This window comes from Streptococcus vestibularis, from assembly GCF_900636445.1.
Taxonomy (GTDB): Bacteria; Bacillota; Bacilli; order Lactobacillales; family Streptococcaceae; genus Streptococcus; species Streptococcus vestibularis.
This window is the reverse complement of the sequence record NZ_LR134275.1, coordinates 235788-252707: the sequence shown is the minus strand read 5'-3', so window position 1 is coordinate 252707 and position 16920 is coordinate 235788. Positions and strand designations below refer to the sequence as shown.

Annotated in this window: 12 protein-coding genes, 1 other RNA gene and 2 pseudogenes; 3 read left to right on the top strand and 12 right to left on the bottom strand. The window is 39.8% G+C overall.

All coding sequences use genetic code 11. The annotated features are described in order from the left end of the window. Positions 1–100: 100 nt before the first annotated feature. The 5 genes from EL076_RS01400 to EL076_RS01380 form a co-directional block, all read right to left on the bottom strand. Positions 101–1966 (bottom strand): cell division site-positioning protein MapZ family protein, encoded by a 1866-nt coding sequence (locus tag EL076_RS01400; protein ID WP_003095016.1) that lies wholly within the window; start codon positions 1964–1966, stop codon positions 101–103. Positions 1967–1968: 2 nt separating this feature from the next. Beyond that, positions 1969–3135, bottom strand: a complete 1167-nt coding sequence (locus EL076_RS01395; RefSeq protein WP_003098051.1) for a THUMP domain-containing class I SAM-dependent RNA methyltransferase — start codon at positions 3133–3135, stop codon at positions 1969–1971. 149 nt (positions 3136–3284) lie between these two features. Beyond that, an RNA gene (gene rnpB / locus EL076_RS01390) (RNase P RNA component class B) lies at positions 3285–3652 on the bottom strand. A 15-nt stretch (positions 3653–3667) separates the two neighbouring features. After that, positions 3668–4000 (bottom strand): cell division regulator GpsB, encoded by a 333-nt coding sequence (gpsB, locus tag EL076_RS01385; RefSeq protein WP_003095155.1) that lies wholly within the window; start codon positions 3998–4000, stop codon positions 3668–3670. Positions 4001–4108: 108 nt separating this feature from the next. Then, positions 4109–4624, bottom strand: coding sequence for a DUF1273 domain-containing protein (locus EL076_RS01380; RefSeq protein WP_003095075.1), 516 nt, complete (start codon positions 4622–4624; stop codon positions 4109–4111). Between the two features lie 77 nt (positions 4625–4701). Between EL076_RS01380 and recU the strand changes: the two genes are divergently transcribed. Further along, entirely contained in the window at positions 4702–5298 is a 597-nt protein-coding gene (gene recU, locus EL076_RS01375) for a Holliday junction resolvase RecU (RefSeq protein WP_003098053.1), read from the top strand. Continuing rightward, positions 5298–7589 carry a penicillin-binding protein PBP1A gene (pbp1a, locus tag EL076_RS01370; RefSeq protein ID WP_126428981.1) on the top strand — a complete coding sequence of 764 codons (2292 nt, stop codon included), beginning with the start codon at positions 5298–5300 and terminating at the stop codon, positions 7587–7589. Before recU ends, pbp1a begins: the two co-directional genes overlap by 1 nt. Positions 7590–7695: 106 nt before the next feature. Here the strand turns inward: pbp1a and pepC are convergent, their stop codons facing one another. The 4 genes from pepC to EL076_RS01350 all read right to left on the bottom strand — a co-directional run bounded on the left by pepC (position 7696) and on the right by EL076_RS01350 (position 11879). Next, positions 7696–9033, bottom strand: a complete 1338-nt coding sequence (pepC, locus tag EL076_RS01365; protein ID WP_126428979.1) for an aminopeptidase C — start codon at positions 9031–9033, stop codon at positions 7696–7698. A gap of 101 nt (positions 9034–9134) precedes the next feature. Continuing rightward, positions 9135–9575, bottom strand: coding sequence for a DUF805 domain-containing protein (locus tag EL076_RS01360; protein WP_126428977.1), 441 nt, complete (start codon positions 9573–9575; stop codon positions 9135–9137). 16 nt (positions 9576–9591) lie between these two features. Next, positions 9592–10413 (bottom strand): ammonia-dependent NAD(+) synthetase, encoded by an 822-nt coding sequence (nadE, locus tag EL076_RS01355; protein WP_126428975.1) that lies wholly within the window; start codon positions 10411–10413, stop codon positions 9592–9594. Positions 10414–10424: 11 nt separating this feature from the next. Beyond that, positions 10425–11879 (bottom strand): nicotinate phosphoribosyltransferase, encoded by a 1455-nt coding sequence (locus tag EL076_RS01350; RefSeq protein ID WP_126428973.1) that lies wholly within the window; start codon positions 11877–11879, stop codon positions 10425–10427. 233 nt (positions 11880–12112) lie between these two features. Between EL076_RS01350 and EL076_RS01345 the strand changes: the two are divergent. After that, positions 12113–12950 (top strand): annotated as a pseudogene (locus EL076_RS01345) (IS30 family transposase); the annotation flags it as partial. A gap of 330 nt (positions 12951–13280) precedes the next feature. On the opposite strand, the gene ldcB reads toward EL076_RS01345, so the two are convergent. From ldcB to EL076_RS01335, 3 genes and pseudogenes are all read right to left on the bottom strand, one after another. Beyond that, positions 13281–15017: an LD-carboxypeptidase LdcB/DacB gene (gene ldcB, locus EL076_RS10605; RefSeq protein ID WP_447466087.1), complete on the bottom strand. Its 1737-nt coding sequence runs from the start codon at positions 15015–15017 to the stop codon at positions 13281–13283. 6 nt (positions 15018–15023) lie between these two features. Next, positions 15024–16238, bottom strand: a pseudogene (locus EL076_RS10600) (SH3 domain-containing protein); the annotation flags it as partial. Between the two features lie 54 nt (positions 16239–16292). After that, complete coding sequence (locus EL076_RS01335; RefSeq protein WP_126428969.1) at positions 16293–16916, bottom strand: hypothetical protein; 624 nt, start codon at positions 16914–16916, stop codon at positions 16293–16295. Between the last annotated feature and the right edge of the window lie 4 nt (positions 16917–16920).

Here is a 16920-nt window from a genome sequence, read left to right as displayed (position 1 = left end):
ACCCCTATCTTATCCCTCTATTATAGCACAAAATTCTTATAAACTCGGCCTTCACCACGATAAAACAAAAAAAACACTCCCTAGGGAGTGTCGTCGATTATTATTCATAATCAAGTTTATCTGAGTGACCTGAACCATTACCTACATAGTAACCTGTCTTACAGTTGATACTAAAGAGATAAGTTCCATCTGGAAGGTACATGTTGTAGTAACCATTTCCGTTGATGATGTTGACTGGCTCAAGGATAAAGTTATCTCCTGAGAAGTACCCACGTGAGTGAGATGTTGCAATAATCTTATCAAGAACACCATTAGCCCAAGTCCAAGCTGGATTACTTGTATCCGCTACTACGTTTGCATTATAAGGCACACGAGAGCGATCACGTTGAAGGATAGATGGATTGTAATTTATGATGCCTCGTGTCACAACTGTTGAAGTTGCAGCTGTACCACCAGAAACTCCACCAGTCGCACTTGTTACACCTGAATTAGATGCTCCAGATGTGTTATCTCCCGAAGGAGTAGCAGTATTAACACTTTCAGAAGCTGTCGCTGCAGACGTTGCACTTGCAGCTTTAGCCTTTTCTTCAAGCTGTGTTTTACCGCCCTTAATAGCTTCTTGGATAGTACTATCAAGACTAGCATTGCCAGTATTTGTTACACGTTCTGAAAGATCATTAAAGTTTGCATCAGATTTAACTGAGATAGAGGCATTATAGCTACCGTCTACAAGAGCATCTGATTCATAATTACTATTGACTTTTTCAATAGCTTCGATTTGTTTCTTCAAGTTATCGTATTTGACCTTAGCTGCGTCATAATACTTGGTTTTTTCCAATTTTTTAAGTAGTTTTTCCAAGTCTGATAGCTTACCAAATTGATCATTAGCTAGTTTTGTCTGCTCATCATCTGTGAAGAAATTCTTATACATGTCTTCGAAGGCTTTATTATCAGAAGCTGATGCATCCTTGCTTGATGATGGTATTACTGCTGAAGAAGCAGTGCTTGTAGTTTTCGCAGATTGGCTATGTGTTCCTTTATAAAGAGCATAGCTACCACCAATTATAGCTAGAGCAAGAACCACGAGAGCAACGATAACAACACCCTTACGGCGATAAAGTGGAATATCACCATCAAAGAAACCTTTATGAGATTGAGAAATAGACCCTGAAGAGATTCTATCTTCTGCTGATGGACGATTAACTGTCATAGACACTTTTGGTATCGCTTTTGCTTCATCAGCTTTAACTCCTGTTACACCAGCAACTGTTGTGGCAATAGCTTCTAAGTCGATTGTTTCTGAGACTTCAACATCTTCCAACAGAGGTTTAGAGTCTTGTGGCTCAGAAGCCTTGTCATCAGCAGGTAAGGTACTTTCTGGTTCCGGATCATCAATATTGTCTACCATATCAGCGTTATCAACTTGTTGATTAGTTGATCTAGACGTTGCAGCAAGGGCTTCACCAAGATCGAATTTTTCTGCTTCTGACGTGATAAAACGATCAGCATTAGTTGATGTTATGATAGTTTCAGAGCTTTGACTTTCTGGTTTCACAGTGATTTCAGGTTCAACAGAAGCTTGAGTATCATCTTCCTTAGCGTCAGTTGTGTCCAAACCAAAAGTCATAGGTGTTACTGTTTCATCAGCAGTCGTTGAGTTGGTTGCCTCATTAGCCATTGATTGACCAATCAAACCTGAATCAGCAAATTCCTGACGTTGCTTTTGAATGAAGGCATCCAAGGGTGATGTATCGCCATCTGCTTCAATTTTCTTTGAAAATTTTTGTGAGGTAACTTCCTCACGATGTTGCTTAATATACTTATCCAAAATACTATCTGTTTCGGTTACACCAGCATTAATCTCAGCTTCTTTGCGGACAGCCTCACCGACTGTCATTTCCTTGGCATCTTGGAAATCTAACTCTTGGCTTTCTTCATAGCCATCTTGTGTTTTATCTTCTGACACGTTTAATTTACCTTTCTAGCCTCAGAACGGCGAACACGCTCTCCAAAATATTGATACAAATCAACGCGGAGGGTCCCGTTATAAAGCTTACGTTTTTTATCAGCTTTCATGCCGTATTTACTTTCAAATTGTTCATCACTGGTCAAGATAAACTTGCTCCACGTTTTAAGCGGCGCAAAAGTTTGACCCATTTCATTATACAAGATATCCACAGCCTTGTCATCCAACAAGCGCTCCCCATAAGGAGGATTTGAAATAATGACACCGTTGATTTTATCTGTTTTCAAGTCCTGTAAACGCATTTGTTTCAATTTAACAACATCTTCAAGACCAGCTTCGCGAGCATTAGCCTTAGCAATCTCAACCATACGGCTATCAATATCACAACCCATAATGTCTAATTCAACATCGTAATTTGCCTTGCTATCAGCTTCATCTCGTACTGACTGTACTAAATCTTTATCCACCCAATTCCATGCCTCAAAGGCAAAATCACGATTAAAACCTGGTGCGATATTCATTCCAATCATAGCAGCTTCAATACAAAATGTCCCTGAACCACAAGTTGGGTCAATCAAAGGTTTGTCAGGATACCAGTTACTAAGTTCAAGAATAGCAGCCGCCATATTTTCTTTAATAGGTGCCCCACCTTTATCAGTACGATAGCCACGCTTAAAGAGACTAGCACCTGTAGTATCAATTAAAACAGTAGCCTTATCCTTTAAGATTGAAACTTCAATTTTAAATTCCGCACCTGTTTCTTGAAGAGGCACTCCTTCCGGACGGTGGAAATACTTCTGTAATTTTTTAACAACAGCTTTTTTAGAAATCGCCTGAACAGACGGCTCATTATGGAGCTTTGATTTAACACATTTAGCTTTTGAAATTGGGAACTTTGCACCTAAGGGAAGATAATTTTCCCAGTCCAAGGCATAAACTCCTTGAAAAAGCTCCTCAAAAGTACGTGCTGGAAACTCTCCCACCACAATCTTGATACGGTCTGCAGCTCTCAACCAAAGGTTAGTTTCAGCAATTGCACGAACATCTCCTTGGAAACGCACCTTACCATTTTCAACTTGAGTCTCATACCCCAACTCACGTAGTTCTCGTCCAACCACAGCTTCAAGTCCGGCTGCAGCAGTTGCTACTAATGTAAATGTTTCTTTCATTGTTATCCTGTTACCTAATTATTACGAGTACAAACTCTCCTAAACTATAGCTTATTGTTCACTCTTGCCCTTAGTTGGTAGACGCAAAAGAGACGTTTCTTGCTAAAAGAAGGCTGAGACATTTGCCCCAGCCTCACCTATATGCAATTTTCTATAAGCCATGTTTTGTTCCAGAAGTGACTAGGTACCACTTCCTTCGATAATCATCTGTCTACTGCATAGCAGTCAGAATGGTCCGTTCGTTTCCAGCCATCCCATGCCCCTACCAAAGTTTGGGTTGCTAGCTTGAGGGGTTTACCGCGTTCCACTTTTTAGGTTTCCCTAAAAACTCCGTCACTGTGGCACTTTCAGAGCTACTAAAACCTATCCTAAGACTTAGCTAGTTCGCTCGCCGTAACTTGAAAATCAAGTCCCTAGGCTTATTGATTCACCTAGCACAAACACTACTGGCATCACAGCCAGTGCTAGCATGGACTTTCCTCATGGAAGACTAGCAACCATGCGATTATCCAAAAATTGCACAAAACCATTTTTATTCGACGATTTGTTTTCCAAAGACCTCTTTTTCCAAACGACTGATACGTTTTAAGATATCATAGTTTGAAGCCGAAGCAATATTGGCAGTAGCATATGGTGGTTCACTTGTCGCACTTGCATATGCGGGACGTCTTGCAGGAGCTGATGTCTCCTTGGCCTTCAGTTTTGCATTTTCTTCTTGCAATTCTTTAACTAGAGCAATGTAGACACCGTAATCTTTGATTACATCATCTAAAAACTCATCAACTTCTGTTTTATCGTATCCACGCATGCTTGTTTTAAATTCTTGTTCGTAGATTTTCTTGGGCGTTAAATTAATCTTAGCCATTATTCTTCTCCAATACTTATCTTATCTAACTTACTAATACTTTACAGTCCAATGCTTTCATGATACAGAAAAAAATATAAAAATGCAAGTTTAAAACTCAATTATGTCCTATTCCGACATGACTTCATTGAGGTCATCAAAAGTCAACCGAAATAAGGGATAATCGCTTGCATCTATTATCATATTGTAAAAATATTTCAAATTTGTTTCATTTTCAGGCTCATAAAATAAATAAGCTTGGTCTGTATTATCGATGAGAAACTGGTTAAATTGTTTGAACTGAGCTGGCGATTGATAAGCTGGAAAACTATACTTTACGAAATCAACTTGTTTAAAGGCTGCCAATTTTGCTTGGTTAGCTTCATTCCAATTCTGACCGTGTGTTTCAAATGGAAATAACGTCGCTAACTTCAAAGGATAGTCTTTCTGAAGTTCCTTAGCCACTTCTAGCGCCCAAAATTCAAAACCAAGGTTCCCAGTAAAAATCATCCAATCCACACCTTCATCTAAAAAACGTTTAAGGTCACGTTTGATTGCCTTCTTAATGATGTTTACCTTAGGGTCCTTGTCTTTAAAAACACCAAGTTCAAAGCTCTTATAGCCCGTTATGAGTAGTGATGTCATTTATTGTTTTCCTCCTTCATTTTATGGTATAATGAAGTAGTCTTTATGCATATCTTATTAAAGAAGAAGGGAAAGATATGGTAAACTATCCCCATCAGATATCTCGTAAGATAGCACAAGTACGTACTAAAAAATCTAATAGAGTTGACTTTGCCAATCGGGGGATGAACTTTGAATCTGCTATTAATGCGACTAATGATTACTATTTGTCGCGTGGCTTAGCTGTTATTCATAAGAAACCTACACCTGTTCAGATCGTCAAAGTTGATTATCCAAAACGCTCACGAGCAAAGATTGTAGAAGCTTACTTTAGGCAAGCCTCAACTACCGACTACTCTGGTGTTTACAAAGGATACTATATTGATTTTGAAGCCAAAGAGACACGGCAAAAGACATCTATGCCTATGAAAAACTTTCATGCGCATCAAATTGAGCACATGTCTCAGGTCATCAATCAAGATGGAATCTGCTTCGTGCTACTTCACTTTTCAACGCTTAAGGAAACCTACCTTCTGCCTGCCAAAGACTTGATCGCTTTTTATCGAATTGATAAGGGATCAAAATCAATGCCTCTTGATTATATCAAAAAAAGAGGTTATGCAATCGCAGAGGCAGCTTATCCTCAAGTTCCTTATTTAGAAATCATTGAAAAATTATTAGGTGGTAACACATAATGGCTAAATTTAATTTCAGCAACTTTAAAGAATCACTTAGCGGTTTAACTAAACGTACTAAAAACACACATGTTAAACGTTCAGATTCTTCTCGCTATAGCAAAGGAAAACGCTCATCTGCTTCAGATCAAAGTTTAGGATGGCGTATTGTAAAATACGGTTTTATTGGACTACTGACTTTCTTTGTAATCTGTGTCATTGCTGGTGGTGGACTCTTTGCTTACTATGTTAGCAGTGTTCCTAAACTTACCGAGAATAAGTTGCAATCAACAAACTCAAGTAAGATTTACGATGGTAATGGTAGTCTTATTGCTGACTTGGGGTCCGAAAAACGTGAAAGTGCATCAACAGATGAGATTCCTACAACCCTAGTCAATGCAATTACCTCTATCGAGGATAAGCGTTTCTTTACCCATCGCGGTATTGACGTTTATCGTATTATGGGAGCCGCTGTTAACAACCTTCGTCATAACAGCACTCAAGGGGGATCTACACTTGACCAACAGTTAATTAAGTTAGCTTACTTCTCAACTAACACCTCAGACCAAACCCTTAAACGTAAGTCACAAGAAATATGGTTATCTCTCCAAATGGAGCGTCAATATACTAAACAAGAAATCTTGACCTTCTACGTTAATAAGGTTTATATGGGTAATGGTTACTACGGTATGAAGACTGCAGCTAAGTCTTATTTTGGTAAAGAATTAGGTGACCTCTCAGTTGCCCAAGCAGCTCTTCTTGCTGGGATCCCACAAGCACCAACACAATATGATCCTTATACTAATCCGGATGCTGCTAAAGAACGTCGCAACACTGTTCTTAATGAAATGTATGAAGACAAAAATATTTCTAAAGAAGAGTACGAGCAAGCTAAAGCAACGGATGTATCAGATGGTCTTCTTCCACTCACAAAGAAAGCTAGCTACGAACCATACCTAGATAACTACATCAAACAAGTTGTTGAACAAGTCTCTACCGAAGCCAATGCTGATATCTACTCAGCTGGACTCGATGTCTATACAAATCTTGACCCTGATATTCAAAAATACATTTGGAATGTCTACAACTCAAATGATTATATTGCTTATCCTAATGACAAACTTCAAGTAGCTTCTACTATCATTGATGTTACCAATGGACATGTTGTTGCTCAATTGGGATCACGTCACCAAGACGAAAACGTTGCACTTGGTACCAACCAAGCTGTTCAAACAGACCGTGACTGGGGTTCTACAATGAAACCAATCACTGACTATGCTCCTGCTATTGAAAAAGGTGTTTATACAAACACTGGTACGACTGTTTACGATAATCCTTACAATTTCCCAGGTTCTTCAACACCAGTTTACAACTGGGATCGTAAGTATTACGGAAGTATTTCATTGACTTATGCGCTTCAACAGTCACGTAACGTTACAGCCGTTAAAGCTCTCCAAGCTGCTGGTTTGGAATATGCACAATCCTTCTTGAAAGATTTGGGTATCGAGTATCCAGAAATGTACTACTCAAATGCCATCTCATCTTCAACATCATCATCAGATTCTAAGTATGGTGCATCAAGTGAGAAGATGGCCGCAGCTTATGCAGCCTTTGCAAATGGTGGTACTTACTATAAACCATCTTACATTAAATCAATCAAGTTTGAAGACGGTTCAACTAAATCATTTGATTCTAAAGGTGTCGAAGCCATGTCACCACAAACAGCCTACATGATGTCAAGTATGTTGAAACAAGTATTGACAGGTGGTACAGCAACTGAAGCTTATGTTCCTGGTACAATCAATGCTGGTAAGACTGGTACATCTAACTACGATGACGATGAGTACTATAAAGTACAAAAAGAAAGTGGTGTCTATGCTGACCTTATGGTTCCGGATGAAACTTTCGTTGGTTACAATACTAAGTATGCAATGGCGATTTGGACAGGTTACAAAAACCGTAAAACACCAGTTTATGGTTCAGACCTTGATATCGCTAAACAAATCTATGGTGTAACAAGTAGCTACCTTAACCAGATGTATGGTGCAGGTTCTGAAGATTTCGATATGCCTAGCGGTGTTTATAATAATGGTAGCTATGTCTTCCTTACTGGTTCTTCAACATCAAATGTTTACTCTGGATCACTTGGAACATCTAGCTCATCATCAAGTTGGGACTCAAGCCAAAGCAGTGACTCATCAAGTTCACAAGATAGTCAACAGTACGGGCCTGATGCTTCAACAAATCCATCAACATCAGCCTCTAATGGCTCTGAACATTCAAATTCAAACACTGCTACAGCAGAAGAATAAGAACTAAAAAGGGTTATCCGAATGGATAACTCTTTTTTTACCGATAAATTTTAAAGAAGCTATGAAAAACCACTGGAATCATTTTCCAGTGGTTTCATCTATTGTCTTATTTTGAAGCAAGGGCTCCCATTGGATCCCAAGGAGCAAGTACTTGTGGCTCTGCTTCATAGGCTGCTAATTCTTCAGCTGTAAGGAAGTCTTTACGAACAACGATTTGATAAGTGTATTCATCCATCCAGGCATCAGAAGCGACAAAGTAACCTTTTTGTCCAACCTTGTCTCCCCAAGAGTTTTCAACCTTCCATTTAACAGGTTTGCCATCAGCATCCAAATCAACCCCAGTCAATACCATAGCATGAGTCATGAGAGATTCACTGTAGTCCAAACGTCCTGCCTTGTCTTGAGTCAAGTTAATATCCATGCTAGCTGTAAAGTCATAAACATTAGTTGCAAGAATACCTTTTTGGCGGTCTGAAACTTGACCAACATCTGAACCAAACCAAACAGTCTCTCCAGCCTTCATCTGTGCAATGGCAAGCTCTTTGAAACGATCCATTGGGAGGTTAATATAACGCACACTTGGCGCACCTACAACATTACCCAACATCTCAACAGTATAAGATTTTCCGTAAGGTTTATCAGCTGTTGGAGCGTTGATAACTGACACATAATCACTAAGTTTAAGACCCACATATCTTTCAAAGAAAGCTTGTGGTGTGATATTTTTCTCAGATTGATAGTTGTCATCTTTATCTCGGTAGGCAAAATCAAACTGACGTGGTGGTAAACCAAGAGTCATGGCAAGATAATTGAAAATTTCTTGAAGAAGCTCTTCCTTCTTAGCTTGAACAGCAGCTTGATCAGCACCACCAGCAATCAAATCACGCAAGATTTGAGCATCTTGACGAAGAAGCTTATTGAGGTATTGATTAAGCTCACGACTATTGCTTGAAGCTACAGATTCTGGATAAACTGATTTTGGCACAACACCATATTTTTCAAAAAGTGATACGACCATATCCCATTGTCCACCATCTTGTTGTGGGGTATCCAAAAGGAATTTAACCTTACGACTGCCAATCTCTTGATCTGCTGTAGCAATGATTTGTTCCAAGAACCAGTTTGATTTTTCATATTTATCCCAGAAAAATGTGTGGGCTTGAGAAAGCTCGAAACTTTCCAATTTGAAGTCTGAAATCAATTTGTGACGGAAAGTATTAAGAGCCGCAAACATCCAGCAACGACCTGAAGCTTTTTGGTTAGACACCGCATCTTTAGTCAAATCAATTGAGAAAACATGGTCATTTTCAACTTCTGATTGACGTGTCTCGATAGATTTAAGCAAGCCGTTATGAGTTACTGCGTTTTCGATAGCGCCGTACTTGGCATTGGCCTCATAATCTGCAAATAGTTTTTCTGTGAAATCTGTTGATAGTGAAGTCATAAGATTCCTCCTTTTAAGCCTTATTCCTCTCTATTCTATCACTAATTTCTGAAAATTCAATTTAAAAATAACCCTGGGTCTAACCTAGGGTTACAATAATCTTATTCAACTTTATCAAAAATCGTTTCAGGTGTTGGTTTAGTTGGCTGACACGACATGATTATGAGTACAATGCTTCCAATAGGTGATAAGATATTCAAGACTGGTATAAGGCCCATACAACTTAGAAGCCCCCAAGCCGGATGAATACCTGCATCTCGTAAACGACGAAATTGAAGGGACAGTTGTGGGATTAGTATGATTAAACCAAAAATTATTATTGGCGACATATGTTTCAAAATCATTTTTTGTATTTCGGCTGAATCATATAATATAGCTGGGTCATTAGACACACTACTGAAGAAAGGAATGAGAACAAAACCTACTACAAGGATAGTATTAATGATGACATTAATCAAGTAAACCCACCAGTAGTCTGGGCGTGTCGAACGTCCACTAAAGTCAAAAGTACGCTTCCAAAAGTCAATATAAGCTTTAATCATACATTATTTCTCCTTTTTATTTCCAGAAATCGTCAAAGATAGTGATTGGTAAATGACGTTTGTGTTGACCCTTACGCCACCAATTTTCAATGGTTTCTTGAGCCTTAGCTGATACCTCTTTGCCTTCAAGGTAGTCATCAATTTCACGATAGGTCACGCCAAGTGCCACTTCGTCAGCAATTCCTGGTTTGTCCTCTTCCAGATCAGCTGTTGGGACTTTTTCATAGAGAGCCTTGTCAGCACCTAGTTCCGCAAGAAGGGCAGCACCTTGACGCTTGTTTAGGCGAAAAAGCGGTAAGATATCCGCACCACCGTCACCAAATTTTGTGAAGAAACCTGTAAGGTTTTCAGCAGCATGGTCTGTCCCGATAACTGCTCCACTATTTTCACCAGCAACCGCATATTGAGCTATCATGCGTTGGCGGGCCTTGATATTTCCCTTATTAAAGTCAGAAACGGTGACACCTGCCTTTGCAAGTTCAGCAACCTGACCATCAACAGCTTCTTTAATATTGACCGTAAGACTTACATCTGGCTTGATAAAAGCTAGGGCACGTTGGGCATCGTCTTCATCTGCTTGGACTCCGTATGGTAAACGAATGGCGATAAACTGATAGTCTTTTCCTGTCTCTGCACGAAGCTCTTCAACAGCAAGTTGCGCAAGACGACCAGCCAATGTAGAGTCTTGACCTCCTGAGATTCCCAAAACATATGTTTTAAGGAATGGATGTTTGAGCATGTAGGCCTTCAAAAAATCAACGGATTTTCGAATTTCTTCCTTTGGATCAATGCTAGGTTTAACCCCTAGTTGATCAATAATAGTTTCTTGCAAAGTCATAATGTCTCCTTTTACTCTGACAAGTCATGGGCTTTCTTACGGACATTATCAATCAAGGTCATCTTGTTATCCCAGACATCTTTAGCCAAGTCAACTGGATAATCTTGAGGGTTAAGCACGCGCTTGTACTCATTCCAAAGTCCGTCCAATTCCTTAGTCGCATAAGCCTTGATTTCATCAAGACTTGGCAAATCATAGATTAGTTGCCCCTTGTCGTAGATTGGGACCAAGAGTGGCACTGCATCGAAATCACGAACAGTCTTATTAATGTAGGTATATGTTGGGTGGAACATATTAATTTCTTCTAAAGCATTAACATCCGTGTCTGCGAAGGTGATATAGTCACCTTCTGATTTGCCCTTAGCACGACTCGTAATACGCCAGACTTGCTTTTTACCTGGTGTCGAAACCTTCTCAGCATTATTGGACAACTTGATAGTATCATGCATGACTCCCTGATCATCCTCGATTGAAACAATCTTGTAGACAGCACCCAAGGCTGGTTGGTCATAGGCAGTGATAAGCTTAGTACCTACTCCCCAAACATCAATCTTAGCCTTCTGCATCTTCAAGTTAAGGATAGTATTTTCATCAAGGTCGTTTGAAGCGTAAATCTTGGCATCAGGGAATCCAGCTGCATCCAGTTGCTTACGGACCTGCTTCGATAGATAAGCCAAGTCACCTGAATCAAGACGAACACCCAAGAAATTGATCTTATCACCAAGCTCTTTAGCGACACGGATAGCATTCGGAACACCAATCTTAAGGGTGTCGTAGGTATCTACAAGGAATACACAGTCCTTATGAGTAGAGGCATAGGCTTTAAAGGCATCATAATCATTGCCATAGGCTTGAACAAGCGAATGGGCATGAGTACCTGAAACTGGTATACCGAAAATCTTGCCAGCACGTACATTTGAAGTTGCGTCAGCACCACCAATCACGGCTGCACGCGTCCCCCATATTGCTGCATCCATCTCTTGTGCACGACGTGTCCCAAACTCCAATAAAGGAGCATCTTCAATGACAGAGCGAATGCGAGCTGCCTTGGTAGCAATAAGAATCTGGTAATTAAGGATATTTAGCAAGGCAGTCTCTACTAACTGACACTGGGCCAAGGGACCTTCCACTTGGAAAATCGGTTCATTAGCAAATACCAAATCACCCTCAAGGGCTGAATTGATAGTCAACTCGAGTTTTAGGTTGGCTAGATAGCCTAGAAAATCCTCAGGATAACCTAACTCTTTTAGATAAGCAATATCAGTTTCTGAGAAAGTCAGATTGTCAAGATAGTTGACAATACGTTCCAGACCTGCGAACACAGCAAAGCCATTTTTAAACGGAAGTTGACGGAAATAAACTTCGAAAACGGCCTTTTTATTGTGAATACCTTGGTTGAAGTAGACCTGCATCATATTGATTTGATACAAGTCAGTGTGCAAGGTTAAACTGTCATCTTTATACATGGAATTCCTCCAATCGAATAGGTACTTATTTTTTATTACTAATAGCTTGTATATGCTGACTATTATAGCATTTTTGAGCAATTGTCTCCACTTTTCAGAAAGTTAATTATTATTTGGATTTTCCAATTCTTCTAATGTTTGTATACCCAATTTGTAAAATGAAGCTAGACAGAAAAAGCCATCTATGTTAGGCTCAGACAAACACCACATTTGTCTGAAAGGAACTAACATAAATGACCTATACTCATCTTACCACAAACGAGCTTGTGAGCTTGTAATGATAGAGGCTTACTATCAAGAAAACATAAAAGTATCAGCTATTGTGACTTCACTTGGCAGATCAAAACAGACAATCTACAATGTCATCAATTATATGAAAGAGGGGCACTCTGCTATAAAATCAATAAGAAACGCTGTGGCAGGAATAAAACCAGTCTTACGCAAGCAGAAAAAGATTTTATCCAAACTCATTTAGTTCAAAATTGGAGCCTTGAAGCCATTAAAGGAACTTATCCAGATAGGGTTTCTTGTTCTATGAGAACTCTCTATCGACTAGCAGATCGTGGTATTCTAAAGAAAGAGGATCTCCCTTGGAAAGGCAAAAGAAAACCAAATGATCATAGCGAAAAACGAGGAAAACAAGCATTGCGCAGAGATTTACGTGAGAGAGCAGACAGTTATCCTAATTTTAAGACGGAATTCGGTCATCTAGAAGGGGATACAATTGTGGGAGAAAAACACAAAAGTGCAGTCATTACCTTAGTAGAACGCTGCTCAAAAGCCATCATCACACTGAAAACCAATGGACGGAAAGCAAGTGATATTGAGGCATCCATCAATCAATAGTTGTCTCAAGTTCCCAGTCATCTCTTTAAGTTAATAACTTTTGATTGTGGGAAAGAATTTTCTAATTGGAAATCTATTTCGAATGCACATGACATTGATATTTTCTTTACGGATCCAGGATGTCCTGGCCAACGAGGTCTCAATGAACATTCTAATGGCTTATTAAGACGAAATGGACTACCAAAACAAATGGATTTTACTAATATTTCTCAAAATTATGAGAGTGGGACAGAAATCGGTCATTCGTTAGAATTCGATTTCGTCATCCCACCTCCGCACAGTTGAGTAGGGCTGTAAAAGCTGATGAAATCAGCTTAGTAGAGCCCACTCAACCACTGCGTCTTGCTCGACAATCCAAAAACAATTGAGAGGCTAGGACTTTTGTCCCACTCTCAAGAAATAGAATTCCTAGAAAATTATTGAATTATCAATCACCCTACCAAGTTTTTCTGAATTACTTGAAAAGTCTAACTTAATCTGACATTTTAGGAACTTTATTATGTAACTCCTAATAAAAAAAGAGCGATACCCAAGTGTCACTCCTTTTAACTACGATTAACTAACGGCAATGTATCTTCTACTACCACTATAGGCAATGTAAGAAATCCATTGATGTCCATCTGCTGTGAGAACTTTGTCATAATTGACGGAATTTCCTGCATCGTAGTATGCAAGCTCTGGACTGGAAACCTTAGGTTCTGCCTTGATAGAGGAACGGCTTGTAAAGTGGTAAGTACCTCGTTGAGTAAGGCTAGTAGTAGTGCTAGTGTTTGCTGTGCTAGATGACGTTGTATTGGTATAATCGCCACCGTCAAAGTCGAAGTATTCTTCTAAGCTTTTACCAGACTCATAAACTTCTTTGGCTTCTTTTCCAATATAGCGGATGTGCCATGCTTCTGGCATGTAACCAGTCACGGACTCTTTACCTGGTTGGTATCTCACGACAAAACCGTATTTGTAGGCGTTATTGTTGAGCCAGTCAGTTGCTGTTTTATCCTCGAGCAGATTGCCAGACCTGTCGGTCAAGTCGTAAGCAAGACCTGTTTGGTGTTCGCTGTAGCCAGCTCGTGCAGAATAACGATCTGCTGCGGCATATCCGTCTCTATTGGCATAATTTTGATAAAGCGTTTTTTGAGTGTCATAACTTCTAAAACCGCTGTAAGCATGACCAACGTTAAACCCTTGGTTAATCATGTCATTGCGCAGACGGACAAAGGCAGCTTTGGCTGTGGCATCTTCGCCAGGATTATAAGATGGAGATAATGGGTACTTCTTGTTGGCGATGATAATGTCGTCGTATTTACCCTTAATGCTATAGTAAGAGCCATTAGATGTCACTTTGTTTGAAGTCGTTTCAGTTGTAGATTCTCCTGCAACTGTGGTTCTTGTCGCAGCGATACCTTTCAAGCTGCCATCGTTTTGGACATAGTACAAGTGAGCATTGTATTCACCAGTGTTATTTTTGTGGTCACTAATCTTAACCGCCACCTTGTAATCACCAGAGTTTTGCTTAGTCGCATCATACCAAATGATATCATCTTGTCCACCTTGGCTTGACCAGACAGGCACTTTCACTGCTTTGACACCTTGGGTGTCAGAGACATTGCTGACAACAACATCAAAGCCTTTAGCAGTCACATTTTCCACCTTGATGTTTCCTGTTACAACACTAGGTTTACTTGCTGTTGCTTCTGCTTTAGGTGTATCTTGTCCCACTTTGTTAAGCGCTACATAGCGACGAATACCGCTGTAGCTGACGTAAGAAATCCAGCTGTAATCATCAGCAACTAAGGCTTTATCATAGTTGACACTTTCACCCTTTTTAAACTCAAATTGTACTGGACTTGAAAGTTTAGCTTCGTTGTGTACTTCTACAGTATTTGTGAAGGTATACTTACCACTTGATGGGAGGCTTGGTTTAACTTCCTTCATTAAAGTAGTTGATTTTGCCTCTTCTTTTTGGGATGTTTCAGCAGAAGTTTTTTCGACTTTGTTGAGAGCAACATAACGGCGAGTTCCACTGTAGCTGACATAAGAAATCCAATTGTAATCATCGGAAGTTAAAACTTTGTCATAGTTGACTCGATCACCTTTTCGGAATTCAAACTGTACTGGGCTTGAAATCTTAGCATCATTACGTACATCAGCTTTATCAGTGAAAATATAAGTACCATTTGCAGGCAAAGTCGATGCTTCTGACTTGGTAGTAGTTGCTGGTTTACTTTCTTCTTTTTGTGGTGTTTGAGTCTTTGGAGTATCAACTGTTGCCTTTTCTACTTTGTTAAGTGACACATAACGACGGATACCGCTGTAGCTAACATAAGAAATCCAGTTGTAATCATCGAAAGTTAAAACTTTGTCATAGTAGACTCGATCACCTTTTCGGAATTCAAACTGTACTGGACTTGAAAGTTTAGGGTCATTGCGTACTTGTGCTGTATCTTGGAAAACATAGGTTCCAGTAGCAGATTGTGGTTTGCGGTTCTTGCTTGTTTCAGTGCTTTCAGGTTCTGTCACTTCTTCAAGCACCTTAGTTAGTTCTCCTACCTTAGCATAGCGACGAATACCACTGTAGCTGACGTAAGAAATCCAGCGAGCATTCTCAGCGTCTAAGACTTTATCATAGTTAACTTGGTTACCTTTGTTAAAGTAGAAAGAGACGCTACTATTGGTACTTGGTGTGGTATACACGGCTGTCTTTTCAGTGAAAGTGTAGCGACCACTAGCTGGCAATTCTGGACCAGTGATGACTTCTTTAACGACTTTGTCTTTGACTGGTTCTTCGGGAGTTTTGCTTTCTTCCTTAGAAGTGTCGTCTTTTGTAGTCGTTGCAGTTGGTGTTTCAGCCTTCTCAGGTGTTTTTACTGTTTCAGAATCACTTGGTTTAGTAGTTGTTGGAGTAGTTACTGGTGTTTCTGTTGGTTTTGTGCTCGTAGGCGTAGTCGCAGGTGTTTCTGTTTTTAGAGCAGAGTCATCTTTGAAACTATAAGTTGTACCTGCTGGTAAGCTGTCTTTGTTGGTAATAAAGGAGTCTGCAGTTGGTGTTTGTCCTTGACGGACTGTTTGTGTGCGAACAGTTGGTTCATTCTTATCAGCGTCAGTTTGTCCAGCAACAGTATAGTGGACTTGTACTTCATCTGTTGAGCCATCTGGATAAGTAACCACAACAGTCTTGGTGACATCAGTAGATGAGCTTGCAGGCGTCACACTGTCAGACACAGCTGATGCTCGCGGCTGTGTTGAGGTTGTACTTTCTGTAGTTGATGGCGCTGTCTGGGCAACTGTAGAGGGTTGTGATTGAGTGGTAGTATCTACTGTAGTAGCAGGTTGAGTTGGTGCAACATTTGTTGAAGTTGTTGTACTTTCTGCAACTGGTGCCGCTGTTGTTTGGTCAGCATGTGCGACTTGAGCGTTTGCCATATAGGCACAGCCAATCAAGACAGATGCTGCACCAAAAGCGTATTTGCGAATGGAATAGCGTTGTTTTTCATGATGATAATTAACTTTATTCATGATGTTTTTACCTCTTACATTCTTCGATATAAGTATCGTCCTTTTCTTTTTCTATCAATGCCCTACATCTGAATAAGCAATGTAAAATCGAACTTCTTGGTCACGATTTTTTTGAACAAAGCTGTACCAATTGTCACCATTAGCGAAGATGTATTTATCCCATTGTATGTCCCCTTGAGGTTGCACATAAGCAACACCACCGTCTTTGTTAGGTTCAGTATAAACAGGGGTGTCCTGTGTCAGTGTCAAAGTACCAGAAGTGGCTTCCCAACCGCCATAACCTGTTTTCGGATCAGATTCAGAAGTTGTGGTTCCAGCTTGATTAGCACTGTTACCTTGACTTGGAACAGGTTGAGATGGTGTTTGAGCTTGCGCTTGTTTTGGTGCTGTAGTTGTTGCACTAGAAGCGGCACTGGAAGCGACACTAGCTTCACTACTTTTAGCCTCGGTACTAGAGTCTACTTGCGTAGAACTAGAGGAGCTACTTGATTTCTTTGAAGAGCTCTTTGTCAAACTCTTACTGCTAGAGGATGACATTTTGCTGGTCTTTGTATCCTTACTGTAGAAGCCACTTTTATCTACTTTACTACTACCACAACCTTTTAATAATACAAAAGCAAGTAAGATAACCAATACGGCTGCTAGCAAACTTGTAACGATTTTAATTGTTTTTTTCATCATA